The sequence below is a fragment of the Streptomyces seoulensis genome, from assembly GCF_022846655.1.
Lineage (GTDB): Bacteria > Actinomycetota > Actinomycetes > Streptomycetales > Streptomycetaceae > Streptomyces.
In genome coordinates, this window is sequence record NZ_AP025667.1 from 372531 (window position 1) to 395380 (window position 22850).

Consider the following 22850-nt stretch of genomic DNA (forward strand, 5'->3'; position numbering starts at 1 on the left):
TCACGACGACTTTGACGCGGTCCGGACACATCGGGCCGGTCAAAGCAGTGTCCTAACTCGGCGTCACTCGGTTAGATGAGTGTGGACACCAGAACACCCCGCACACCCACGGGGGACCGCTCGTCGGGATTCGACGACGCTCCCGCGCTGAGCATGGTGAAGGTGCCGAGCGATCCGGCGCAGGTCATCGTCAATCACGCCAGCTTCCGCGTGCAGTTGGGGACGGCGGGCAGGCGCACCCAATCCCCGAGAATCGCCCGGCACCTGAGCGCCGCCCAGGACACCGCCGGCATGTCCGCCGCGGGCGGGACCGCCGGTCGCCGCCGCCCGGTCGTCTGGAGCGGCCGGTCCGCGCCCGACGACACCGGCACCCACCGGCTGCTCCAGGCCGTCCGGGGCAGCAGCGTCCGCCACCCCGAAGAACCGGCCGGGGCCACCCAGGTCATCCCGCGCCTCGACCCGGACCACACCGGTTACGCGGACGCCTACGACCAGCTCGACGCGACCGTCGAGACCCCCGTCCTCGGCCACCAGCGCACCGGCCCGGACGGCGGCACCCGGCTGCTGCCCCACATGCGCCCGGTCGGCAGCGCCTACGACGAGCCGCCGTACGGCGAACCGCCCTACGCGGGCGACGAGTTCGACCTCGACGAGCCGCCCGTCCGGCCCGGCACGCGGGCCGCCCGGCGCCACGGTGACGATCCGGCCCGGCACGCGTACTACCCCGGCCGCCGGATGAACCTCGGCGTCGTCCTGCTCCCGCTGCGGGTCTTCCTCGGCTTCATCTCGATCTACGCCGGCATGGGCAAGCTGTGCGACCCCGTCTACTTCGACGGCGGCGAGCGCGGCTCCATGGTCAAGTGGCTCAACACCCTGCACCCGTGGGACGTGGCCGAGCCGCTGCGCCAGTTCGCCCTGCACCACCCGGTGGGCTCCGGGCTGGTCCTCGCCTTCCTCCAGGTCGTGGTCGGCGTGCTGACCATCCTCGGCTGCTGGCAGCGGGTCGCCGCCGCGGTGGGGGCGATGCTCTCGGCCGCGCTGATCGTCACCGTGAGCTGGAAGACGGTCCCGGCCTACGACGCGCCCGACATCATCTACCTGGCCGCCTGGTCCCCGCTGGTCATCGCGGGCGCCCCGGTCTACTCCGTCGACGGCAGGCTCGCGGGCAGCGCCTGGCGCACCCTGGGCCCGCGCGCCGCCATCTGGGACCTGCGCCGGTACGTGCTGCGCCGGGGCGCGCTGATCACGGTCGTCACGGTCGGTCTGACCCTGCTCGTCGGCTCGCTGCTCGGCGGCGCGGTACGCGACTCCAGCCGGGTGGTCGTGCCCGGTCCCGGCGAGGCGCCGCGCAACAACCAGCCCGGCTCGCCGCTGCCTTCGGAGCCCGGCACCCAGCGCAGGCAGGCCAGCCCCTCGGCGACCAGCTCGCCCACGGGCGGCGCCTCGGCCGGGGCGAGCCCGTCCGGCGCGGCCGGCACACCGGGCGCGGACCGCACGGCCGGTACGGCTCCGGCGGCGCCCAGCCAGACCCAGGGCACCACGGGCCAGGCCCCGCCCCAGCGGACCGCCCCGACCACCGGTGGCGGCGGCGCCCCCAGCACCACGTCGGGCCCGACCAGCGCGGGCGGGACCACGGCGGGCGGCACCGGCGCCGCCACGTCGACCGGCGGGAGCGACTCGGGCGGCGGCAGCGACTCCGGCGGTGCCTCCACCGGCCAGCCGGGCCTGGTGGGCGGTCTGTTCGGCAACTGACCGAGCACGCCAAGGGCCCCGTACCTCATCGCGAGGTACGGGGCCCTTCGGCGTGTGGCGGGCGGCTGCTAGGCGCGCTCGCCGTCCAGCTCCTTGGCGGCCTCGGTCAGGTCCTTGACCGTGTCGATGGCCCGCCAGTAAGCGCCCTGCGGCAGCGGGAAACCGGCGAGCTTGCGCTCACGGGCGAGCCGGGGGAAGGTCGCGCGCTCGTGGTCGCCGCGGTCGGGCAGCAGGTCGCGGAACTCGGGGGAGAAGACGTACACACCGGCGTTGATCTCGACGGTGGACGGCGGTGCCTCGATGAAGTCGGTGATGTGCCCGAAGCCGTCCGTGCGCACGGCGCCCCAGGGGATGCGCGGCCGGGCCAGCGCGAGGGTGGCCACCGCGTCCCGCTCGGTGTGGAAGTCGGCCATGTCCCGCAGGGAGAAGCGGGTCCAGATGTCGCCGTTGGTGGCGTACCAGGGCCGGTCGGGGCGGGGGAGATGCGCGGCGGCGTACTTCAGGCCGCCGCCGCGGCCGAGGGGTTCGGTCTCCACGACGGTGGTGACGGACAGCGGCAGGTCGGCCGTGGCCAGCCACTTCTGGAGGACCTCGGCGAGATGGCCGCAGGAGACCACCACGTCCGTGACGCCCTCTTCGGCCAGCCAGTCGAGCTGGTGGCCGATGATCGGGGTGCCCGTGCCGGGGATCTCGACCATCGGCTTGGGCCGGTCGTCCGTGTAGGGACGCAGCCGTGAGCCCTGGCCACCGGCCAGGACGACGGCTTGGGTGGGGCGCGCGGCGACGTTCGGATGGGTCATGCCCCGAACTGTACGTGGCGCCCCGGCCGGCACCAGGGGCGCGACAGGCCGCTCCTGCGGCTGTCCGCGCCCGTGGTGCGGTCAGCTATGTGGGGTCCGCCATGTGCCGATCAGCCATGTGCGGGTCGGCCATGTGCGGGTCGGCCATGTGTGGGTCCGCCATGTGCCGACCAGCCACGCACCGGCCACCCATGTGCTGGCCACCCATGTGCCGACCACCCATGTGCCGATCAGCTATGTGCGGCCAGCACACCCGTGGCGAAGGATGTGTCGCACACCGGGCGGGCGTAGGACTGGGCGCGGGAGGCGCCGTAGAGGCGGACCGCGGCCTTGCCCAGGGTGCGGGCGATCGAGGTGCAGTGCTCGGCGAGCGCGGGGTGGCCGTTGACCGCCTGCTGGAGGTGGGTGAGGACCACGCCGGGGTTCTTGTCCTGAAGCTCGGTCAGCAGCCGGTCGCGCAGCGCTTCCTGGGGCGCCGTCCGCTTGGCGGTGACCGTGCGGGCGGTGCCGGCCTTGGCGGGGGCCTGGGCGACGTCCGAGGCGGTGAGCACCGAGCCTTCGGAGTCCCCGGTCCAGTTGACCCGCGTGACCGCGAGGGTTCCGGAGAGCACCAGGACGACGGGCAGGACGAGGGCGAGAGTACGGCCGATCCGGCGGGCAGGGCCGCCCCGGTGGCCGCGTCGCGTCTGAGGGGTGGTGGAGTGCGTCACGCGAGTGAGGGTAGCGCCCGGTGATGATTTGGCGACATTTAGTCACCCTTACGGGCGATGAAGTCGTGCTGCTTTCTGGGTAGGGGGTTGACGTCGGCCGTCCGAATTGATCCCTGTGCCGGGATATCCGCCGAAGCGCGCCCGGACACGGCGGGAGGGGGCCCCGCAGGACCCCCTCCCGTCGAACTTCCCCTGCCTTAGGTCAGCCGGAGAGACGCTCGCCCGTGGAGGTCGAGAACACGTGGATCTCGCCCGGCCGCGGCACGACGTGCAGCGTGGAGCCCTTCTCCGGCACCTGACGCCCGTTCACCCGGACGACGAGGTCCCGCACGTCGCCGCCGACCTCGACGGCGCCGTAGACGTAGCCGTCGGCGCCCAGCTCCTCGACGACGTTCACCGAGACGGCGAGGCCGGCCGGGGCGTCGTCGCTGTCCTTGGTCAGCGCGGTGGCCGCCGCGCCGCCGCCCAGCTCGACCACGTCGAAGTGCTCGGGGCGGACGCCGACCGTGACGGTGGTGTCGCCCTTGTCGGCGGCGGCCGAGAGCGCGTCGCGGCTCACCGGCACCACGCTGTTGCCGAACTTCACACCGCCGTCGGTGATCGGCACCTCGACCAGGTTCATGGCGGGGGAGCCGATGAAGCCGGCGACGAAGAGGTTGGCGGGGCGGTCGTACATGTTGCGCGGGGTGTCGACCTGCTGGAGCAGACCGTCCTTGAGCACGGCCACCCGGTCGCCCATCGTCATGGCCTCGACCTGGTCGTGGGTGACGTAGACGGTGGTGATGCCCAGGCGCCGCTGGAGGGAGGCGATCTGGGTGCGGGTGGAGACGCGGAGCTTGGCGTCCAGGTTGGACAGCGGCTCGTCCATGAGGAAGACCTGCGGCTCGCGGACGATCGCGCGGCCCATGGCGACACGCTGGCGCTGACCGCCGGAGAGCGCCTTCGGCTTGCGGTCCAGGTACTCGGTGAGGTCGAGGATCTTGGCGGCCTCCTCGACCTTCGCCCGGATCTCCGCCTTGTTGACGCCCGCGATCTTCAGGGCGAAGCCCATGTTGTCCGCGACCGTCATGTGCGGGTAGAGGGCGTAGTTCTGGAACACCATGGCGATGTCCCGGTCCTTGGGCGGCAGGTGGGTGACGTCGCGGTCGCCGATGCGGATGGCGCCGCCGTTGACGTCCTCGAGCCCCGCGAGCATGCGGAGCGAGGTGGACTTGCCGCAGCCGGACGGGCCGACGAGGACGAGGAACTCGCCGTCCTCGATGGCGATCTCCAGGGCGTCGACGGCGGGCTTGGTCGACCCCGGGTAGATCCGGGTCGCCTTGTCGAACGTGACAGTGGCCATGGTGAATGGGCCCCCTTCTACCGGCAGGAACGTGCCGGACGATCCGTTGTAGGAAGGTGGTTCGGGTGGTTCACCCAGGTGAACTGGCAGGACCGTACCCGGCGCCGACCAGCCCTGTCAGTACCTGGGCGGCCCCGAATTTCCCCGGCCGTCCCACACCCCCGCATGGGTACACTGCACACACGGGCCCACCGGCCCACGCCTCCTTAGCTCAGATGGCCAGAGCAACGCACTTGTAATGCGTAGGTCGTCGGTTCGAATCCGACAGGGGGCTCCGCACGGCGAAGGCCGCCCGCACCTCACGGTGTGGGCGGCCTTCGGGGTTTTCCGGGGGGTCAGGCGGGGGTGAGCAGGGAGCTCAGGGCCTCGCGGAGCGCCGTCTCCGGGTCCTCGGCGGCGCCCGTCGCGCGCCAGGCCACGAAGCCGTCGGGGCGGATGAGGACCGCGCCGTCCGCCGTGGTGCCGTGGGCCTCGGCCCAGTCGGTGCCCTCGGTGTCGTAGGTGAGGTCGGCGTCCGGGCCGGGGCCCACGCGGAAGGCGTCGAGGGCGATGCCGTCCTCGGCGGCCACGCGGCGGGCCGCCGCGTACCAGCCCGCGTCGTCGGGGGCGTCGGTGAGCAGGACCATCGAGCGCTCGTAGAGGTCGAGGGTGGACAGGCGCAGGCCGCCGCGGCGCACCCACAGGTGCGGGGCGCGGCTGCCGGGGCGGCCGTCGAGGGCGAGGGCGTCCGGGACGACCGGGGCCTCGGGGTCGGCGCCGAGGACGGCACCGGCGGGGTAGCGGTAGCCGAGGACGACGTTGAGGATGCCGCCGCGCTTGCCGCCGCCGACACCGGGGGCCGGCGCGAAGCCGGGGTGGCTGTGCTCGACGGAGCGGGCGGAGGCGCGGGCGCTGGTGGCGACCGCGACCGGTCGGCGCTCGGCGCCGTAGGTCTCCAGCAGGCCGGGGCCGGCCCAGCCGGACAGGACGGCGGAGAGCTTCCAGGCGAGGTTGTGCGCGTCCTGGATGCCGGTGTTGGAGCCGAACGCGCCGGTGGGGGACATCTCGTGGGCGGAGTCGCCGGCGAGGAAGACCCGGCCCGCCGAGTAGAGGTCGGCGACGCGTTCGGCGGCACGCCAGGAGGCCATACCGGTGATCTTCACGTCGAGTTCGTCCACGCCGACCGCCCGGCGGATGTGGTCGCGCAGCCGCTCCTCGGTGAAGTCGTCCAGGGTCTCGCCGCGCTCGGGGTGCCAGGGCGCGTGGAAGACCCAGTTCTCCTTGTTGTCCACGGGCAGCAGCGCGCCGTCCGCGTCCGGGTGGGTGAGGTAGCAGCAGATGAAGCGGCGGTCTCCGACCACGTCGGCCAGCGCGCTGGAGCGGAAGGTGACGCTGACGTTGGCGAACAGGTCGCCGGGTCCGCTCTGGCCGACGCCGAGGGCGCGCCGTACGGGGCTGCGCGGGCCGTCGGCGGCGACGAGGTAGTCGGCGCGGACGGTGAAGCGCTCCTCGGTGTCGCGGTCCAGGACGGTGGCCGTCACTCCGTCGGCGTCCTGCTCGAAGGACTCCATCTGGTGGAAGTACCGGAGGTCGCCGCCGAGTTCGCGGGCGCTGTCCACGAGGACGGGTTCGAGGTCGTTCTGGCTGCACAGGCACCACGCGGTGGGGCTGAACCTGGCCAGGCCGCCGCCGGGGTCGATGTTCCTGAAGAGCCATTCGCCGGCGTCACCCACGAGGGTGGGCGCCTGGAGGATGCCGTGGTTGTCGGCGAGGAGCGAGGCGGCCGCCTTGATGTCCGGCTCGACCCCGGCGACCCGGAACAGCTCCATCGTGCGGACGTTGTTGCCGCGTCCACGCGGGTGGTTCGAGGTCCCGGAGTGCCGCTCGACGAGCATGTGCCGCACACCGAGACGGCCCAGGAACACGGACATGGACAGGCCCACCAGTGAGCCGCCCACGATGAGGACGGGGACCCGGTGGTCGGCTTTCTGATGCATCGAAGCCTCCAGTGGCTGGGGTGGGCGCGTGGGGCGCCTGTGACTCTTCATGCCCGCCCGTGCCTGCTCCGCGTGCCCAATCACCCGCGTGGTTCACAGGAGTCGCGGGCTCGTGGGGACCGGCACAGGATCAAGGAACGCTGCCGGACCCGATCGACGGCCGGCACCGGTTCTGGCCCGCGAAGGAGATGTGTGCAGGATGACCACCACGTCTGAACGTCCCTCAGAAACGCTGACACGCGAGGTGTCCAAGCGTGTCTCCCAGTCCGTGTTCGACGGCTCCCCGCTGCGGGTCGTCCTTCTGGTCGACGTGTACGACGGCGCTCAGCAGCAGTTCCTGGAGGCGTACGAGCTGCTCTGCGCCCAGGTCGCGCAGGTTCCCGGTCACGTCAGCGACCAGCTCTGCCAGTCCATCGAGAACCCCTCGCAGTGGCTGATCACCAGCGAGTGGGAGAGCGCCCCGCCGTTCCTCACCTGGGTGAACAGCGAGGAGCACGTGCACATGGTGGAGCCGCTGCACTCCTGCGTCCGCGACACCCGTTCGCTGCGCTTCCACATCGTCCGCGAGACGGGCGGCCCCGCGGTCCCCGCCGAGTCGGCCCCCGGCCGCCGCCTCCAGGCCCACCCGCGCATCGGTGACGGAGTCATCCGGCACGCGCTCACCTTCACCGTGAAGCCGGGCACCGAGGAGAAGGTCGCGGCGATCCTCTCGGACTACGCCTCGCCCAAGGCCCGCGTCGACGACACCACGGAGCTGGTGCGGACCTCGTTGTTCATGCAGGGCAACCGCGTGGTGCGGGCCATCGAGGTGCGCGGCGACCTGCTCGCGGCGCTGCGGCACGTGGCCCGGCAGCCCGAGGTGCGGGCGGTCGAGGAGGCCATCAACCCCTACCTGGAGCAGGACCGGGACCTGGACGACCAGGAGTCGGCCCGCATGTTCTTCACCCGCGCGGCGCTCCCGGCGGTGCACCACGTGGTGGCCGACGAGCAGGCGGAGGGCAACCGCCTCGCGCTGTTCTACCCGGCCCGCGCCGACCAGGGCATGCGGCTGGCGGAACTGATCTCCCAGTACGACCAGACCGCGGCCGAGGACCCGACGAGCCAGGTGCTGCGCAGCACGGTCTTCCAGCGCGACGACGTGGTGGTGCGCCTGGTGGACGTACGCGGCACGGACGTCGAGGCGCTGCCGGAGGACGCGCGGGCGGCCGCCCAGGTGCGCGGGCTGCTCGCCGGCGAGGCCGTCCGGATGGACCTGGTCACCGACCGCCGCGCCTCGGACGCCTGATCCGTGCCCGCCCCTCACCCCGCAACCGCCGACGCGGCACATCCAACGGAGGAAGCTGTGATCAAAAACCGTCCCAAGATCATCGACCTGAAGGACACCGAGCACAACACCCGGCGCGGCGGCGACCTGCGCGCCATGCTGACCCCGGCGACGGTCGGCTCCACCAGCGGTTTCATGGGCGTGGCCATCGTGCAGCCCGGCGACCGCATCGGCGAGCACTACCACCCGTACTCCGAGGAGTTCGTGTACGTGATCTGCGGCCGGCTGGAGGTGGACCTCGACGGCGAGGCGCACCCCCTCGTGCCGGAGCAGGGCCTGTTGATCCCCGCCCACATGCGGCACCGCTTCCGCAATGTGGGTGACGACGAGGCGCGCCTCGTCTTCCACCTGGGTCCGCTGGCCCCGCGCCCGCAGGACGGCCACGTGGACACCGAGGAGACGGACGTCATCGGGGCCGCCGCGGTGGTGACGGAGGCCGGTGGTGCCGTTGCCGCGGGCCGGGACCAGGTGCGCTCATGACCCGGCGGGTGGCGGTCACGGGCATAGGCATCGTGGCTCCGGGCGGGATCGGCGCGCCCGCGTTCTGGGACCTGCTGTCCAACGGCCGGACCGCCACGCGGGGCATCACCTTCTTCGACCCCTCGGGGCTGCGTTCGCGGATCGCCGCCGAGTGCGACTTCGACCCGTCGGCCTACGGTCTGGACGCCGAGCAGGTGGCGCGCTCGGACCGGTACATCCAGTTCGCGCTGGTGGCCGGCGACGAGGCGGTGCACGACTCGGGTCTCGACCTGGCGGCCGAGGACCCGTGGCGGATCGCGGTGTCGGTCGGCACCGCGGTCGGCGGCACCACCCGGCTGGAGAACGACTATGTGCTGGTCAGCCATGGTGGCCAGCGCTGGGATGTGGACCACACCCAGGCCCGGCCGGAGCTTCACCGGGCGTTCTCGCCCAGCACGGTCGCCTCGTCGGTGGCCGAGCGGTTCGGCGCGCGGGGCCCGGTGCAGACGGTGTCCACGGGCTGCACCTCGGGTCTGGACGCGGTCGGGTACGCCTTCCACACCGTGCAGGAGGGCCGGGCGGACATATGCCTGGCCGGTGCCTCCGACTCGCCGATCTCGCCGATCACGATGGCGTGCTTCGACGCGATCAAGGCGACGTCCTCCAACAACGACGACCCGGCGCACGCCTCCCGGCCCTTCGACAACGACCGTGACGGGTTCGTCATGGGCGAGGGCGGCGCGGTGCTGGTGCTGGAGGAGCTGGAACACGCGCGGGCCCGCGGTGCGCACGTGTACTGCGAGCTCAGCGGCTACGCCACGTTCGGCAACGCGTACCACATGACCGGTCTGACCCCCGAGGGCCTGGAGATGGCCCGCGCGATCGAGACGGCCATGGACCAGGCCCGGATCGACCCGACCGCGATCGACTACGTCAACGCGCACGGTTCCGGCACCCGGCAGAACGACCGCCACGAGACGGCCGCGGTGAAGCGGGCGCTCGGGCAGCACGCCTACGACACCCCGATGAGCTCCATCAAGTCGATGGTGGGGCACTCCCTCGGGGCGATCGGGGCCATCGAGGTGGTGGCGTGTGTCCTGGCGCTCGCCAGGCAGGCAGTCCCGCCGACCGCGAACTACACGACCCCCGACCCTGAGTGCGACCTGGACTACGTCCCGCGCGAGGCGAGGGAGCGGAAGCTGAACGGCGTGCTCTCCGTGGGCAGCGGGTTCGGCGGTTTCCAGTCCGCGGTGATCCTGACCCGGCCGAGGGAGTGAGGACACGATGAGCGCAACCGAGCAACGGCGCGCGGCCGTCACCGGTATCGGGGTGGTCGCGCCGAACGGCATCAGCACCGAGACCTTCTGGAAGTCCACCCAGGAGGGCATCAGCGTCCTGGACCGGGTGACCCGCGAGGGCTGCGAGGACCTGCCGCTGAAGGTGGCGGGCGAGGTCCGCGAGTTCGACCCGGCGGTGGTCGAGGAACGCTTCCTCGTGCAGACCGACCGGTTCACGCACTTCGCCATGGCCGCGGCGGACCGCGCGCTGGAGGACGCCCGGCTGGGGCAGGCCGACACCGCGCAGAACCCGTTCTCCATCGGGGTGGTCACCGCCTCCGGCTCCGGCGGCGGCGAGTTCGGCCAGCGCGAGCTCCAGCAGTTGTGGGGCAAGGGCAGCCGGTTCGTCGGCCCGTACCAGTCCATCGCCTGGTTCTACGCGGCCAGCACCGGCCAGATCTCCATCCGGCGGGGCTTCAAGGGGCCCTGCTCGGTGGTCGCCTCCGACGAGGCGGGCGGTCTGGACGCCCTCGCGCACGCCGCCCGCGCGGTACGCCGGGGCACCGATGTGATGGTGGCCGGCTCCACCGAGGCGCCGCTCGCGCCGTACTCGGTGGTCTGCCAGCTCGGGTACGGGGAGCTGAGCGGTCAGAGCGACCCGGCGCGCGCGTACCGCCCCTTCACCGAGGCGGCGTGCGGGTTCGTGCCCGCCGAGGGCGGCGCGATGCTCGTGGTCGAGGCGGAGCGGTCCGCGCGGGAGCGCGGGGCCGAGGTCCGGGCGTACATCGCGGGACACGCGGCGACGTTCACCGGGGCCTCCCGCTGGGCCGAGTCCCGCGAGGGGCTGGCGCAGGCCATCCGGGCGGCACTGGCCGAGGCCGGCTGCGCCCCGGAGGAGGTCGACATGGTCTTCGCCGACGCCCTCGGGGTGCCGGAGGCGGACCGTGCCGAGGCGCTGGCGCTGGTGGACGCGCTCGGTGAGCACGGCCGCCGGGTGCCGGTGACGGCGCCGAAGACCGGCATCGGCCGCGGCTACTGCGCGGCACCGGTACTGGACGTGTCGGCGGCGGTGCTGGCGATGGAGCACGGCCTGATCCCGCCGACACCCAACGTGGCCGACATCTGCCACGACATCGACCTCGTGACCGGGAGCGCCCGTGTCGCGCAGCCGCGTACGGCGCTGGTCCTCAGCCGGGGCCTCATGGGGTCGAACTCGGCGCTCGTGCTCCGGCACGGCGCCCAGTAGGCGAACAGCAAAGGAGAGAACGGCATGAACGCGCAGATCACCGAAGAAGAACTGGCCGCACTGATGAAGAAGGCGGCGGGCATCACCGTCGCGCCCGAGGTGCTGCGGGAGCAGCCCGAGACCGCGTTCGAGACGCTCGGCCTCGACTCGCTCGGCCTGCTGGGCATCGTCGGCGAGCTGGAGAACCGGCACGGCACCCCGATGCCCCCGGACGCCGAGCGCTGCAAGACCCCGCAAGCCTTCCTCGACCTCGTCAACAGCGCACTGATGGCAGGAGCCTGACATGGCCGGACACACCCGGAACGAGATCACGATCGCCGCTCCGCTCGACCTGGTCTGGGACATGACCAACGACCTGGAGAACTGGCCGCAGCTCTTCAGCGAGTACGCCTCCGTCGAGGTCCTCAAGCGGGAGGGCCGCAAGACGACGTTCCGGCTGACCATGCACCCGGACGACAACGGCACCGTGTGGAGCTGGGTCTCCGAGCGCGAGCCGGACCGCGAGAACCTCACCGTCCGCGCCCGCCGCGTGGAGACGGGCCCGTTCGCCCACATGGACATCCACTGGGCCTACGAGGAGGTGCCCGCCGGTACCCGCATGGTGTGGACGCAGGACTTCGCCATGAAGCCCGAGGCGCCGGTCGACGACGAGTGGATGACCGACAACATCAACCGCAACTCCAAGGTCCAGATGGCGCTCATCCGGGACAAGATCCAGAAGGCCGCCGGGGACCGCCCCGCCCCGGCCCTGGCCGACTGACCGGCGAGCGGGACGAGAGGACGACCCCCATGCACCAGGGACTGATCGTGGCCCGGATGGCACCGGGCTCCGCCCAGGACATCGCCAAGATCTTCGCGGAGTCGGACCGGGGCGAGCTGCCGCACCTCGTCGGGGTGCGCCGCCGCAGCCTGTTCCAGTTCGGCGACGTGTACATGCACCTCGTCGAGTCGGACACCGACCCGGCCCCGGCCATCGCCAAGGTGGCGGGCCACCCGGAGTTCCGCGGGATCAGCGAGCGCCTGTCGGCGTACGTCAGCGCGTACGACCCGGAGACCTGGCGCTCCCCGAAGGACGCGATGGCGGAGCGCTTCTACGTGTGGGAGCGCGACTGACCGTCCCGCTCCCCCGAGGGAAGACCACCGGCCGCCGGGCCCGCAGCGTCGCGGGCCCGGCGGCCGGTTTCCGGGTGCCTCGTCTCCGGTCAGCCGGCGACGTGGCACTCGAAGGCGTGCAGGTACGGGTTGACCGGACGGATGTCGTCCACGACCAGGCCCGCCGAGGTCAGCCGGCCCACCATGGACTCGGTGGTGTGCTTGGCGCCGCCCACGTTGAGCAGGAGCAGCAGGTCCATCGCGGTGCTGAAGCGCATCGAGGGGGTGTCGTCGACGAGGTTCTCGATGACGATGACGCGGGTGCCGGGGCCGCCCGCGGCGACGACGTTGCCCAGCAGGCGGGCGGTGCTCTCGTCGTCCCACTCCAGGATGTTCTTGATGACGTAGACGTCGGCCTTCACCGGGACCGAGGCGCGCACGTCACCGGGCACGATCTCGGCGCGGTCGGCGAGGTCGCCGGTGCGCAGGCGGGGCAGGGCGTTCTCGACCACGCGGGGCAGGTCCAGCAGGCTGCCGCGCATCGTCGGGTACTTGTCGAGCAGGCAGGCCACCACATGGCCCTGGCCGCCGCCGCAGTCCGCCACCGAGGAGGCGCCGGACAGGTCGAGCAGCGCGGCGACCTCGCGGGCCGACTGCTCGCTGGAGCGGGTCATGGCCTGGTTGAAGACGTCCGCGGACTCGGGGGCGTCCTCGTTGAGGTAGGTGAAGAACTCCTTGCCGTAGAGGGACTCCACGACGTTGTCCCCGGTGCGCACGGCCTCGTCCAGCCTGGGCCAGGCGTCCCAGGTCCACGGCTCGGTGCACCACAGGGCGATGGCGCGCAGGCTGTTGGGGTCGTCCTCGCGCAGCAGGCGGGACATGTCGGTGTGCGCGAAGGTGCCGTCCGGGCGCTCGGCGAAGACGCCGTAGCAGGACAGGGCGCGCAGCAGCCGGCGCAGCGGCTTGGGCTCGGTCTTCACCGAGGCCGCGAGGTCCTCCACGGGCTTCGGGTCGTCACCGAGGGCGTCGGCGACGCCGAGCCGGGCGGCGGCCCGGACGGCGGCGGCGCAGGCCGCCCCGAACACCAGCTCGCGCAGGCGCATGGGGGGCGGTGGGGCTGTCTCAGCGGTCGTCATCTGCCGCCCTTTCTCGTTCTTCGGCCTTCTTCGGTCATCGATGGGCAGCGGGCGGGCGGTCAGCACAGGCCCGCGGGCTTCGAGGCCCGGCAGGAGTTGCGCTCGAAGGTGTTGCCCTTGCCCGTGTCCGTGTTCACCAGGTCCGCGGGGGCGTTGGCCGACAGCGTGTTGCCGTCGATCAGGTTCTGGTCGCCGGTGGCGCCGACCATGCTCTTGAAGAGCACGATGCCGCCGGAGAGCGGGGAGGCACCCGCGTTGTCGCGCACGAGGTTGCCGGTCACGCGGGTCTGCTCGACGCCGGTGAGCACGATGCCGGAGCCCTGGAGGGCGGGCAGGCGCTCGGTCTTCGGGCAGGACTTGTTGTTCTGCGAGACGCGGTTGCGGGAGACGGTCAGGTGACCGGCCTTCGGGGCGTTCTCGTCACCGACGACGAAGACGCCGGCGCAGTTGCCGCTGATGCCGTTGTCCGAGACGGTCAGGTTGCGCAGCCGGCGGACGGTGACGCCGATGCGGTTGTCCTGGAGCCGGTTGTGCTCGACGAGCGTCCGCCCGGCGTCGTACGCGCCCGCCTCCTCCTTGACCGTGTTGGCGAGGAAGAGTCCCGCGTCGCCGTTGCGCTGCGCGACGTTCTCGCGGAACACGCCGCCGGTGGAGCGCTCCTGGGCGATGCCCCAGGTGTCGTTGTCGACGGCGTGCACGTGGCGGACCGTCATGCGGTCGGTCGCCATGCCGAACACCCCGGCGCGGGCGAACCCGGTGACGGTGAGGTCGGCGACGGTGACGCCCTCGACGTCCTTGGTCTTGGTGCCGAGGACGCAGACGCCGTTGCCGTTCTCGGCACAGCTGTTGGCGTCCTTGCCGGTCTTGGTGGCGGCGGGCTTGATGATCGTGCGCGCGCCCGCACCACGCAGGGTGAGGCGGGGCGTGCCGATCTGCACGCTCTCGTGGTAGGTACCGGCGAGCACCAGCACGGTGTCACCGGCCTGGGCGGCGTCGACGGCCTTCTGGATCGACTCGCCCGGACGGACCACGAGGGTCTGATGAGCGGCGACCGCGGGGGCCGCCCCCACACCCGCGCCCACCAGGGCCGCGGCGCAGGCGAGATATGCGATGTGACATCTCTTCATACCGCGTACGGTATGACCGTTTAATCCGGTATCCCGGCGATGGTCCGTCCGGGGGCGTGTCAGCCTCCGCGCAGTGCTTGCCCGATCGCCAGCCGTACGTCCTGCGCGGGCCGCCCGGCGTGCCCCTCCGCGAGCTGCCACAGCCGGTTCTGCAGCACGCGCGCCAGCGTCCAGGCCCGCGCCCGCTCCCGGTCCAGGCCGAGGGCGCCGGTGAGGACGTCGAAGCGCCGACGAGTGCCGCCCGGGTCGTAGCGGTCGGCCAGGGCGGGAAGCAGCTCGAAGCCGGGGTCGCCGGCGAGCGGCTTGGGGTCGATGGCCAGCCAGGGCGCCCGGCCGGAGGCCAGGACGTTGCCGTGGTGCAGGTCCCAGTGGAGCAGCCGGTCACCGGGCTGGTCCGCGACCTCGCCGAGCGCTGCCGCACAGTCCCGCAGCAGGCGTCGGGTGCCGGGGTCGGGTTCGGTGCGCAGGGCCCACGGGACGCGCTCCGTCATCGAGCGCGCGATGTCACCCAGTCGGCGCAGTCCGGGCGGAGCGGCGTGGGAGGTGAGCCGGGCCAGCAGGTCGCCGATGACGCCGGTCGCCTCGTGGGCGTCGGGCAGCCCGGACAGCGGGCGGTGTTCGTCCAGCCGCTCCAGCAGCAGGGTGCCGGTCGGCGCGTCGTGCGCCAGCAGCCGTACGGCGCCGTCCCCGGCCCAGGTCAGCAGGGCCGTCGCCTCGCCCGCGGTCTCCTCGTCCAGGTGCTGGACCTTGAGGGCGGCGGGGGTGCCGTCGGCCGCCGTCACCGGCAGGACCAGCGAGCAGACGCCGGACAGTGCGGGGCCGTCCGCGCGCAGCCGCCAGCGGCGCCGGAAATCCCCGGCCCGCCGGACCAGCTCGCCGGGCACCTCGCTCACCCCGCCGACCATACTTGCGGATGTGAGCCTGGGTAGCCGAGCGGGGCGAGGTGGGCGGGCGGTGGCGGCCTATGTGCGCTCCGCTCCGGGCACCTATGTGTGGCTGGCCGTGCTGTTCGTCAGCACTGTGGCTCTGCACCACATGTCGCCGGAGTTCGAGAAGGAGTTCCTGCGGCAGCGCTCGACCAACATCCATGAGCTGTCGCAGAACCCGGTGCGGGTGCTGATCACCAGTGCGATGTGGATCGACGGCGGGCACTGGCTGCCGTACGCCGCCGCGTACACGGTGTTCCACGCGCAGGCGGAGCGGTGGCTCGGTACCGGGCGGTGGCTCGCGGTGTGCGCGGCCGCGCACGTGCTGGCCACGCTGATCAGCGAGCTGGCCCTGCTGAAGGCCGTGAACGACGGGCACGCCCCGCCCTCGGCGGTCAACACCCTGGACATCGGGGTGAGTTACGCGCTCGCGGGCGTGATGGGCGTGCTGACGTACCGGATCGCACCGCCCTGGCGGTACCCGTACCTCGCCGTCCTCCTCGCGGTGTACGCGCTTCCGCTCGCCGCCGGCCGCACCTTCACCGACGTCGGCCACGCCCTCGCCGCCCTCATCGGGCTGGCCTGCTATCCGCTCGTCCGGGGCCGGGGCCGGACCTGGAACCCGCGCGAGACCCTGACCGCGCTGCGGAGCTGACGCCGCTCAGCCGACCGACTCCCGCACCTGCGCCTTGGCCGGTAGGCCGTGCCGCGGGGGCTTCGCCGTCACCATCACCCCCGCCACCACCGCGGCCAGCAGCATCACGGCCGCCGCCCACCAGATCGCCACCGTGTACCCGTGCACGACGCCCGCCGGGACCACGGCGGCCCGGTCGGCCGGGCCGCGCAGATGCGCGGTGACGTAGGCGGCCGCGCTCGTGGTGGCGATGGTGTTGAGCAGCGCCGTACCGATGGAGCCGCCGACCTGCTGGGCGGTGTTCACGGTGGCCGAGGTGACCCCGGAGTCGCGCGGGGCGACCCCGGCCGTGGCGGTGGCGAACACCGGCATGAAGGTCAGGCCCATGCCGAGCCCGAGCAGCAGCAGCGCGGGCAGGATCTCCGAGGTGTACGAGGAGTGCACCGTCATCCGCGTGAGCAGCAGCAGCCCGCCGGTGGCCAGCAGCATGCCCGGCACCATCAGCATGCGCGGCGCCACCCGGTTCAGCAGACGGGCCGATATCTGGGTCGAGCCGATGATGATCGCGGCCGTCAGCGGCAGGAAGCCCAGGCCCGCGCGGACGGGGGAGTAGCCGAGGACGACCTGCAGGTAGTAGGTCATGAACAGGAACAGCCCGAACAGCCCGATCACCGCGAGCAGCATGGTCAGGAAGCAGCCCGCGCGATTGCGGTCCCGGACGATGTGCAGCGGCAGCAGCGGGTCCGGCGCGCGGTTCTGCCACCACACGAACACGGCCAGCAGCGCGATCCCGGCGGCGAACAGCGCCAGCACCAGCGGATCGGTCCAGCCGCGCGGCTGGGCCTCGCTGAAGCCGTAGACGATGGCCACCAGGCCGCCGCAGCCCAGCACCGCGCCGCGCGCGTCCAGCCGGGCCGCGCCGCCGTGGCCGGGACGGTCGTGCAGCAGGGCGAAGGCGCCGAGGACGGCGGCGACGGCGATGGGCACGTTGACGTACAGGCACCAGCGCCAGTTCAGGTACTCGGTGAGCAGGCCGCCCAGGATGAACCCGATCGCCGAGCCGCTGCCCGCGAGCGCGCCGTAGATGCCGAACGCCTTGCCGCGCTCGCGCGGGTCGGTGAACGTCGTGGTCAGCAGGGACAGCGCGGACGGCGCGAGCAGGGCCGCGAAGACGCCCTGGAGCGCCCGCGCCCCGAAGAGCATGGCGGAGCTGCCCGCCGCTCCGCCCAGCGCGGAGGCCCCCGCGAAGCCGATCAGGCCGATGACGAAGGTGCGTTTGCGCCCCACCAGGTCCGCGATCCGCCCGCCCAGCAGCAGAAGTCCGCCGAAGGCGAGCGTGTAGGCCGTGATGACCCACTGCCGGTTGGCGTCGGACATGTGGAGGGCCGTCTGCGCGGAGGGGAGGGCGATGTTCACGATCGTCGCGTCCAGCACCACCATCAACTGCGCCAGCGCGATGACGACCAGGCCCCACCAGCGGTGGGGATCGGCTGCCTCGGTTCGGGCCGGAACCGGACCTGGCTCACCCGTTCGGCCGATGCTCATCTGGCCAGAACACCATGGATCGGGAGGTATCGCATCCGCGTCCGTTGTCAGTGGCGGGGTGCAGCATGGGCCCATGGCGACGAGGCGGGCGACGGGCACGGGCGGCACCACGGCGGTACGGGGCGCGCGGCGCCCGGAGCTGCGGCTGCCGCCCCTGACCCCCTGGGCGGACACGGAACTGGAGCGGGACGGGGACTATGACGGGCTGGAGCTGAAGGGGGCGGACCTGTCCGGGCAGCACGGCGGCGGCGCCCGCTTCATGGACTGCCTGCTGACCGGCTGTGTACTGGACGAGACGGGGCTCGGCCGGGCCCGGGTGCTGGACTCCGTGCTCGAAGGGGTGCGGGGGGTCGGCACCCAGCTCGCCGAGGCCACCTTCCGGGACGTGGAGTTCCGCTCGCCCCGGCTCGGCGGAGCCCAACTGCACGGCGCGGTGCTGGAGCGGGTGGTGGTGCGCGGCGGCAAGCTCGACTTCCTCAACCTGCGCGAGGCCCGGCTGAAGGACGTGGTCTTCGAGTCCTGCGTCCTGGTGGAGCCCGACTTCGGCGGGGCCAGGCTGGAGCGCGTGGAGTTCGTCGACTGCGCCCTGAAGTCCGCCGACCTCTCCCGCGCCACGCTGAAGGACGTCGACCTGCGCGGGGCCGCTCCGCTGGAGATCACCCGCGGGCTGGACCGGCTGTCCGGCGCGCTGATCGGCACCGGGCAGTTGCTGGACCTCGCCCCGCTGCTGGCGGCGGAGCTGGGGATCAGGGTGGAGTGAGCGGTCAGGAGAGCCGGGGGTAGCGGGCCTGGAGGGTCCAGATCGCCGGGTTCTCCGCCAGGTCCTCGTGCATGTCGGTCAGGTCCGCGATGACGTCGTGCAGGAAGTCACGGGCCTCGCGGCGGAACTCGGCGTGGGAGAAGTTGAGCGGAGGCTCCTCGGCGGGCATCCAGTCCGACTCGATGTCCACCCAGCCGAAGCGGCGCTCGAAGAGCATGCGGTCGCTGGACTCGGTGAAGTCCAGTTCCGCGCGCTGCGGGCGGGAGGCACGCGACCCCATGGGGTCCTTGTCCAACTGCTCCGCGATGTCGCACAGCGCCCACGCGAAGTCCAGCACCGGCACCCATCCCCAGGCTGTGGACAGCTCCCGGTCCGACTTGGTGTCGGCCAGGTAGACGTCACCGCAGAACAGGTCGTGCCGCAGCGCGCGGACGTCCGCCCGGCGGTAGTCCGTCTGCGGGGGGTCCGGGAAGCGGTTGGAGAGGGCGTAGCCGATGTCGAGCACGTCAGATGGTCCCACGCCGGGGGCCGGACCCCGCTCAGCCCGCCCCCTCTGTCAGCAGGCGGCCCAGGCCGGGGGGCCACACCGGCTCGGCGGTGTCCAGCAGCTCGGCCGGGGTCCACCAGCGCCAGTCGAGGATGCCCTCGGCACGGTGGGTGGTGAGTGCGGGTGCGGTGGGCTCGCGGCGCGGGCCGCGGGCGACGTAGACGTGCTCGTGCTGGCGGACCGGGACGCCGGCGCGGGTGAAGTCGTGTTCCCAGGTGCACAGCAGCGGGCCGGGTTCCAGACCGGTCCAGCCGGTCTCCTCCGCCAGCTCCCGTACGGCGCCCTCGCGGGGGCTCTCGCCGGGTTCGATGCCGCCGCCGGGGAGCGCCCAGTGCGGCCCGGTCTCGACGTTCTCCTGGCGGAAGAGGAACACCGCGCCGTCCGGCGCGACCACGGCCGTGCGGGCGGCCCGCCTCGGCGTGCGCAGCAGTACCTTGCGCAGTACGGCGCAGGGGCGGCCCAGCTCGCGGTCGCGGCGGTGGTCCACGGTCTCGTAGCCGAGGGTCCGCCAGAAGGCCAGGCCCGCGCTGTTGCCGTCGAGCACGGCGAGCCGGACCGCCTGGCGCCCGGCGCCCCGGAACCGCTCCTCGGTCAGCTCGGCGGCACGGCGCCCGAATCCCTGTCCCTGCTGGGCCGCGTCGACCATCAGCAGCCCGATCCACGGATCGGGGTCGGCCGGATCGGGATGACGGGCCAGCGTGCTCACCACGGCGACCAGCCGGCCGTCCACCCGGGCGAGGAGCATCTCCGCGCCGGGATGGGCGAGTTCGGCCGCGACCGCGTCCGCGACCTGCTCGGGCCGGATGTCCGCCGGGTCCGGGAACTCGCCGCTGAGCGTGTGGAACGCCTGCTGGGAGGCGTACAGCGCGGTCAGTTCGGCGAGCAGCGGGGCCGGGAGGGCGCCCCCGGCGGGCACGGGTTCGAGGATCACCCGAGGCACGCTAACGCGTGCGCCCGCTCCGGCCCACGGGAATTCCGGGGTGGGCGAAGGCACCGCGCCGCCCCGGCTCCGGTGGTGGACCGGAGCCGGGGCGGCAGCCGTTTCTCAGACGTTGACGCCGAAGTCCTGGGCGATGCCGACCAGGCCGGAGGCGTAACCCTGGCCCACCGCGCGGAACTTCCACTCCGCGCCGTTGCGGTACAGCTCGCCGAAGACCATGGCGGTCTCGGTGGCCGCGTCCTCGGAGAGGTCGTAGCGCGCCAGCTCGGCGCCGCCCGCCTGGTTCACGATGCGGATGTAGGCGTTGCGGACCTGGCCGAAGTTCTGGCCGCGGTTCTCGGCGTCGTAGATCGAGACCGGGAAGACGACCTTCTCGACGTCGGCCGGGAGGGCGGCCAGGTTGACGTTGATCGCCTCGTCGTCGCCCGCGCCCTCGCCCGTGCGGTTGTCGCCGGTGTGGACGATGGAGCTGTCCGGGGTCTGCTTGTTGTTGAAGAACACGAAGTGCGCGTCGGAGTAGACCCGGCCCTGCGTGTTGACCGCGATCGCGGACGCGTCCAGGTCGAAGTCCGTGCCGGTGGTGGTGCGGACGTCCCAGCCGAGGCCCACGGTGACGGCGGTCAGGCCCGGTGCCTCCTTGGTGAGCGAGACGTTGCCACCCTTGGACAGGCTTACAGCCATGATTGGGAGTCCCTTCCCTTTTGGGTATCTGTGCCGACGAAGCTACGTCACCGGTAAGAACGGCGGGAGGGGTGCCTCAGGTTCCTGCCCGCTTTACCTTTTTTACCGAGCTGTTCCGGAGCCGTCGGCAGGCGCGCCGGAAATCGGGGTGACTCAGGGTGCCCGGAGCCGGGAACATGGGGGTCATGTCCGGGCCCTATCTCATCCGCGGCTCGGTCTCGCTTCCCGAGGCCGAGCTGGCGTGGCGTTTCTCGCGGTCCTCCGGGCCCGGTGGCCAGCACGTCAACACCAGCGACTCCCAGGTGGAGCTGCGCTTCGACCTCGCCGGCACCGAGGCACTGCCTCCGGTGTGGAAGGAACGGGCGCTGGAGCGGCTGGCCGGGCGGCTGGTGGACGGCGTCGTCGTCGTACGGGCCTCCGAGCACCGGTCCCAGTGGCGCAACCGGGAGACCGCGGCGGTGCGTCTCGCCGCGCTCCTCGCCGAGGCCAGCGCGCCCCCGCCCAAGCCCCGCCGTCCCACCCGCATCCCACGCGGCATCAACGAGCGCCGTCTGCGCGAGAAGAAGCAACGCGCGGACACCAAGCGCGGCCGCTCGGGGCGGGACTGGGGCTGAGTCAGGCCCTTTTGGGCCTCCAGGGTTGACGGGCTGCCCGGAGGGCGCACCCGGCGGACGCCCGTCAGCGCTCGCGCAGCGCGGCGAGTTCCGCCTCGACGGCGTCCCGCATCAGCGCGCGGGCACGGTCCACGGCGATGCCGCCGCTGAGCCAGCGCATGCTCAGCCCCTCCACCAGCGCGGTGAGCCGTTCGGCCGCGGACTCGGCGGCGGACGCCGGGGCCGTGGGTTCCGCCCGCGCCAGCAGCGCGGCGACCTCGCGCACCCACACCGAGGTCGCCTCGGCGAGGTCCTCGCGCAGCAGCGCGTCGAACACGGCGCTGGCCCGCAGCTCACCCCAGGCGGAACTGTTCTCCCGCACCTCGTCGGTGTCCTGGAGTTCCAGCAGGAGGATCTGTTCGAGCTCCTCGCGCGGGCCGAGTGGCGCGGCGCCGGGGTCGCGGACCGCGGTGTAGTGCGCGGCCCGGTCGCTGATGAACTCCAGGGTGCGGCGCAGGACTCCGGCGCGGTCCTTGAAGTGGTAGTAGATCAGCCCCGTGGAGACGCCGGCCTCGGCGGCGAGCTCCTCCACGCGCAGCCCGCGAACCCCGTGCCGGGCGATCACCCGGACAGCCGCTTCGAGGATCTGTGTCGTGCGCGATGCCATGACCGCACACCCTATCCGGCGGGCGTTTCCCCGGCACATGTTTGACTGAAAATTCAGTCAGTGACACTCTGAGGCCACGGTCCCGGCGCTCTCGGCGCCCCCGCGCGCCGTCCTGTGTGGCCGAATAGTCTTGTACGTCCATGATCGGAGCACCGTGTCCCCTCAGCCCTCCCCTCCCCGCCGCACCGTCCTGCGCGCGCTCGCCGGCCTCGGTGCCGTCGCCTTCGGCGCGGCGGCCTGCGGCCCGGGGGACCTCGCGGGAGCGGACGTGACCTCCGCCGGCCAGGACGGCGGCGGCCGGACGGTCCGCTTCGGCGCCGAGTGGGAGAGCCACGCGCGGACCTTCATGTCGTGGCCGGCGCTGGACCCGGTGTGGGGTGAGGACCTCCCCTACGTCCGGGAGGACATCGCACGGGTGGCACGGGCGGTCGCGGAGTACGAGTACGTCGTGATGATGGCCCGGCCCGAGCAGGTGAAGGCGGCGCAGCGGGCCTGCGGCTCGCAGGTCGAGGTCATCCCGCTCCAGGTCGACGACCTGTGGGCCCGGGACATCGTGCCCGTCTTCGTGGAGGACGCGGGCAGGGTCACGGGCGTCGACTTCAACTTCAACGGGTGGGGGAACAAGCAGGAGCACGCGAACGACGCCCGCGTCGCGGCCACGCTGCTGGACCGGTACGGCGTCCCTCGGGTGAAGGCCCCGCTCGTCGCCGAGGGCGGTTCCTTCGAGACCGACGGGGAGGGCACCCTGCTGCTCACCGAGAGCTCGGTCGTCAACGACAACCGCAACCCCGGCAAGAGCCGCGACCGGATCGAGGTGGAACTCGGACGGACGCTGGGGGTGAGCAAGGTCATCTGGCTGCGCGGCGTCCGCGGCGAGGACATCACCGACGCGCACGTGGACAGCCTCGCGCGGTTCACCGCGCCCGGCGTGGTCCTGGTCGACCGGGCGGCCGCCGGGTCTCCCGCCGACTCCTGGTCGCGCGCGGCGGACCAGGCGCGTCACGTGCTCGGCGAGGCCACCGACGCCCGCGGGCGGCACCTGGAGATCGTCGACCTGCCGCAGCCGGACCTCGGCAGGATCACGGGGGAGGGCGACGACTTCGTGTCGACGTACGCCAACTTCTACGTGGCCAACGACTCCGTCTTCATGCCGAGGTTCGGCGACAGGAGGGCCGACGACCGCGCGCGGGGCATCCTCCAGGAGCACTTCCCGAAGCGGGACATCGTGCCGGTCGTGATCGACACCATCGCCTCGGGCGGCGGCGGGATCCACTGCTCGACGCACGACCAGCCGGGCAGGCCCGTCGACTGACCGG

The 22850-nt window shown here is 72.5% G+C and carries 24 protein-coding genes and 1 tRNA gene; 13 read left to right on the top strand and 12 right to left on the bottom strand.

Annotation, left to right across the window (positions count from 1 at the left end; genetic code table 11):
• The first annotated feature begins 75 nt into the window (after window positions 1-75).
• The gene (locus HEK131_RS01815) at window positions 76-1752 is read left to right on the top strand and encodes a DoxX family protein (protein ID WP_244333438.1); all 1677 of its coding nucleotides are present in this window, start codon (window positions 76-78) and stop codon (window positions 1750-1752) included.
• Window positions 1753-1820: 68 nt separating this feature from the next.
• On the opposite strand, the gene HEK131_RS01820 is transcribed toward HEK131_RS01815, so the two are convergent.
• The 3 genes from HEK131_RS01820 to HEK131_RS01830 form a co-directional block, all read right to left on the bottom strand.
• Window positions 1821-2552 carry a nucleotidyltransferase family protein gene (locus HEK131_RS01820; RefSeq protein WP_161148510.1) on the bottom strand — a complete coding sequence of 244 codons (732 nt, stop codon included), beginning with the start codon at window positions 2550-2552 and terminating at the stop codon, window positions 1821-1823.
• 230 nt (window positions 2553-2782) lie between these two features.
• The gene (locus tag HEK131_RS01825; protein ID WP_217461393.1) at window positions 2783-3262 is read right to left on the bottom strand and encodes a hypothetical protein; all 480 of its coding nucleotides are present in this window, start codon (window positions 3260-3262) and stop codon (window positions 2783-2785) included.
• A gap of 202 nt (window positions 3263-3464) precedes the next feature.
• Entirely contained in the window at window positions 3465-4604 is a 1140-nt protein-coding gene (locus HEK131_RS01830) for an ABC transporter ATP-binding protein (RefSeq protein WP_161148508.1), read from the bottom strand.
• A gap of 200 nt (window positions 4605-4804) precedes the next feature.
• On the opposite strand from HEK131_RS01830, the gene HEK131_RS01835 reads away from it, so the two are divergent.
• A tRNA-Thr gene (locus tag HEK131_RS01835) sits at window positions 4805-4878 on the top strand.
• A gap of 61 nt (window positions 4879-4939) precedes the next feature.
• Here the strand turns inward: HEK131_RS01835 and HEK131_RS01840 are convergent.
• Window positions 4940-6580, bottom strand: a complete 1641-nt coding sequence (locus HEK131_RS01840; RefSeq protein ID WP_244333439.1) for an FAD-dependent oxidoreductase — start codon at window positions 6578-6580, stop codon at window positions 4940-4942.
• Window positions 6581-6779: 199 nt separating this feature from the next.
• On the opposite strand from HEK131_RS01840, the gene HEK131_RS01845 reads away from it, so the two are divergent.
• Genes HEK131_RS01845 through HEK131_RS01875 form a run of 7 tightly spaced genes read left to right on the top strand, consistent with a single transcriptional unit; the run spans window position 6780 to window position 11999 of the window.
• Window positions 6780-7865 (top strand): SchA/CurD-like domain-containing protein, encoded by a 1086-nt coding sequence (locus HEK131_RS01845; RefSeq protein WP_244333440.1) that lies wholly within the window; start codon window positions 6780-6782, stop codon window positions 7863-7865.
• 57 nt (window positions 7866-7922) lie between these two features.
• Entirely contained in the window at window positions 7923-8384 is a 462-nt protein-coding gene (locus HEK131_RS01850) for a cupin domain-containing protein (RefSeq protein ID WP_244333441.1), read from the top strand.
• The gene (locus tag HEK131_RS01855) at window positions 8381-9640 is read left to right on the top strand and encodes a beta-ketoacyl-[acyl-carrier-protein] synthase family protein (RefSeq protein WP_217461390.1); all 1260 of its coding nucleotides are present in this window, start codon (window positions 8381-8383) and stop codon (window positions 9638-9640) included. The genes HEK131_RS01850 and HEK131_RS01855 overlap by 4 nt, the downstream gene beginning before the upstream one ends.
• Window positions 9641-9647: 7 nt before the next feature.
• Complete coding sequence (locus HEK131_RS01860; RefSeq protein ID WP_217461389.1) at window positions 9648-10886, top strand: ketosynthase chain-length factor; 1239 nt, start codon at window positions 9648-9650, stop codon at window positions 10884-10886.
• A 24-nt stretch (window positions 10887-10910) separates the two neighbouring features.
• Window positions 10911-11168 (top strand): phosphopantetheine-binding protein, encoded by a 258-nt coding sequence (locus HEK131_RS01865; RefSeq protein WP_217461388.1) that lies wholly within the window; start codon window positions 10911-10913, stop codon window positions 11166-11168.
• 1 nt (window position 11169) lies between these two features.
• Window positions 11170-11646: an SRPBCC family protein gene (locus HEK131_RS01870; RefSeq protein WP_217461387.1), complete on the top strand. Its 477-nt coding sequence runs from the start codon at window positions 11170-11172 to the stop codon at window positions 11644-11646.
• A 29-nt stretch (window positions 11647-11675) separates the two neighbouring features.
• Window positions 11676-11999, top strand: coding sequence for a TcmI family type II polyketide cyclase (locus HEK131_RS01875; protein WP_217461386.1), 324 nt, complete (start codon window positions 11676-11678; stop codon window positions 11997-11999).
• An 89-nt stretch (window positions 12000-12088) separates the two neighbouring features.
• On the opposite strand, the gene HEK131_RS01880 is transcribed toward HEK131_RS01875, so the two are convergent.
• From HEK131_RS01880 to HEK131_RS01890, 3 genes are read right to left on the bottom strand one after another with little or no spacing between them, the layout of a single operon-like run.
• Complete coding sequence (locus tag HEK131_RS01880) at window positions 12089-13114, bottom strand: methyltransferase (protein WP_217461385.1); 1026 nt, start codon at window positions 13112-13114, stop codon at window positions 12089-12091.
• 59 nt (window positions 13115-13173) lie between these two features.
• Window positions 13174-14241: a right-handed parallel beta-helix repeat-containing protein gene (locus tag HEK131_RS01885; protein WP_244333442.1), complete on the bottom strand. Its 1068-nt coding sequence runs from the start codon at window positions 14239-14241 to the stop codon at window positions 13174-13176.
• 59 nt (window positions 14242-14300) lie between these two features.
• Entirely contained in the window at window positions 14301-15146 is an 846-nt protein-coding gene (locus HEK131_RS01890; protein WP_244333443.1) for an aminoglycoside phosphotransferase family protein, read from the bottom strand.
• Between the two features lie 49 nt (window positions 15147-15195).
• On the opposite strand from HEK131_RS01890, the gene HEK131_RS01895 reads away from it, so the two are divergent.
• Window positions 15196-15822 (top strand): rhomboid-like protein, encoded by a 627-nt coding sequence (locus HEK131_RS01895; RefSeq protein WP_217461382.1) that lies wholly within the window; start codon window positions 15196-15198, stop codon window positions 15820-15822.
• A gap of 6 nt (window positions 15823-15828) precedes the next feature.
• On the opposite strand, the gene HEK131_RS01900 is transcribed toward HEK131_RS01895, so the two are convergent.
• On the bottom strand, window positions 15829-17346 hold the full coding sequence (locus HEK131_RS01900) for an MFS transporter (protein ID WP_217461381.1): 1518 nt from the start codon (window positions 17344-17346) through the stop codon (window positions 15829-15831).
• 73 nt (window positions 17347-17419) lie between these two features.
• Here HEK131_RS01900 and HEK131_RS01905 point away from each other — a divergent pair, with 73 nt between their 5' ends.
• Window positions 17420-18106, top strand: a complete 687-nt coding sequence (locus tag HEK131_RS01905) for a pentapeptide repeat-containing protein (protein ID WP_244333444.1) — start codon at window positions 17420-17422, stop codon at window positions 18104-18106.
• A 4-nt stretch (window positions 18107-18110) separates the two neighbouring features.
• Here HEK131_RS01905 and HEK131_RS01910 read toward each other — a convergent pair whose 3' ends face one another.
• From HEK131_RS01910 to HEK131_RS01920, 3 genes are all read right to left on the bottom strand, one after another.
• The gene (locus HEK131_RS01910) at window positions 18111-18611 is read right to left on the bottom strand and encodes a hypothetical protein (RefSeq protein WP_217461491.1); all 501 of its coding nucleotides are present in this window, start codon (window positions 18609-18611) and stop codon (window positions 18111-18113) included.
• A 34-nt stretch (window positions 18612-18645) separates the two neighbouring features.
• On the bottom strand, window positions 18646-19584 hold the full coding sequence (locus HEK131_RS01915; protein ID WP_244333445.1) for a bifunctional GNAT family N-acetyltransferase/NUDIX hydrolase: 939 nt from the start codon (window positions 19582-19584) through the stop codon (window positions 18646-18648).
• Window positions 19585-19698: 114 nt separating this feature from the next.
• Window positions 19699-20274 (bottom strand): TerD family protein, encoded by a 576-nt coding sequence (locus tag HEK131_RS01920; protein ID WP_161148496.1) that lies wholly within the window; start codon window positions 20272-20274, stop codon window positions 19699-19701.
• Between the two features lie 185 nt (window positions 20275-20459).
• Here HEK131_RS01920 and arfB point away from each other — a divergent pair, with 185 nt between their 5' ends.
• Window positions 20460-20888, top strand: a complete 429-nt coding sequence (gene arfB, locus HEK131_RS01925) for an alternative ribosome rescue aminoacyl-tRNA hydrolase ArfB (protein WP_244333446.1) — start codon at window positions 20460-20462, stop codon at window positions 20886-20888.
• Between the two features lie 64 nt (window positions 20889-20952).
• Here the strand turns inward: arfB and HEK131_RS01930 are convergent, their stop codons facing one another.
• Window positions 20953-21534 (bottom strand): TetR/AcrR family transcriptional regulator, encoded by a 582-nt coding sequence (locus HEK131_RS01930; RefSeq protein ID WP_217461377.1) that lies wholly within the window; start codon window positions 21532-21534, stop codon window positions 20953-20955.
• 154 nt (window positions 21535-21688) lie between these two features.
• Here HEK131_RS01930 and HEK131_RS01935 point away from each other — a divergent pair, with 154 nt between their 5' ends.
• Window positions 21689-22846, top strand: coding sequence for an agmatine deiminase family protein (locus tag HEK131_RS01935; protein WP_244333447.1), 1158 nt, complete (start codon window positions 21689-21691; stop codon window positions 22844-22846).
• Window positions 22847-22850 lie beyond the last annotated feature (4 nt).

Coding starts and splice junctions, on each gene's coding strand:
- HEK131_RS01855 (WP_217461390.1), top strand. CDS start 8,381: ATGACCCGGCGGGTGGCGGTCACGGGCATAGGCATCGTGGCTCCGGGC.
- HEK131_RS01840 (WP_244333439.1), bottom strand. CDS start 6,580: ATGCATCAGAAAGCCGACCACCGGGTCCCCGTCCTCATCGTGGGCGGC.
- HEK131_RS01870 (WP_217461387.1), top strand. CDS start 11,170: ATGGCCGGACACACCCGGAACGAGATCACGATCGCCGCTCCGCTCGAC.
- HEK131_RS01880 (WP_217461385.1), bottom strand. CDS start 13,114: ATGACGACCGCTGAGACAGCCCCACCGCCCCCCATGCGCCTGCGCGAG.
- HEK131_RS01845 (WP_244333440.1), top strand. CDS start 6,780: ATGACCACCACGTCTGAACGTCCCTCAGAAACGCTGACACGCGAGGTG.
- HEK131_RS01875 (WP_217461386.1), top strand. CDS start 11,676: ATGCACCAGGGACTGATCGTGGCCCGGATGGCACCGGGCTCCGCCCAG.
- HEK131_RS01905 (WP_244333444.1), top strand. CDS start 17,420: ATGGCGACGAGGCGGGCGACGGGCACGGGCGGCACCACGGCGGTACGG.
- HEK131_RS01820 (WP_161148510.1), bottom strand. CDS start 2,552: ATGACCCATCCGAACGTCGCCGCGCGCCCCACCCAAGCCGTCGTCCTG.
- HEK131_RS01860 (WP_217461389.1), top strand. CDS start 9,648: ATGAGCGCAACCGAGCAACGGCGCGCGGCCGTCACCGGTATCGGGGTG.
- HEK131_RS01815 (WP_244333438.1), top strand. CDS start 76: ATGAGTGTGGACACCAGAACACCCCGCACACCCACGGGGGACCGCTCG.
- HEK131_RS01890 (WP_244333443.1), bottom strand. CDS start 15,146: ATGGTCGGCGGGGTGAGCGAGGTGCCCGGCGAGCTGGTCCGGCGGGCC.
- arfB (WP_244333446.1), top strand. CDS start 20,460: ATGTCCGGGCCCTATCTCATCCGCGGCTCGGTCTCGCTTCCCGAGGCC.
- HEK131_RS01830 (WP_161148508.1), bottom strand. CDS start 4,604: ATGGCCACTGTCACGTTCGACAAGGCGACCCGGATCTACCCGGGGTCG.
- HEK131_RS01865 (WP_217461388.1), top strand. CDS start 10,911: ATGAACGCGCAGATCACCGAAGAAGAACTGGCCGCACTGATGAAGAAG.
- HEK131_RS01900 (WP_217461381.1), bottom strand. CDS start 17,346: ATGAGCATCGGCCGAACGGGTGAGCCAGGTCCGGTTCCGGCCCGAACC.
- HEK131_RS01930 (WP_217461377.1), bottom strand. CDS start 21,534: ATGGCATCGCGCACGACACAGATCCTCGAAGCGGCTGTCCGGGTGATC.
- HEK131_RS01885 (WP_244333442.1), bottom strand. CDS start 14,241: ATGAAGAGATGTCACATCGCATATCTCGCCTGCGCCGCGGCCCTGGTG.
- HEK131_RS01920 (WP_161148496.1), bottom strand. CDS start 20,274: ATGGCTGTAAGCCTGTCCAAGGGTGGCAACGTCTCGCTCACCAAGGAG.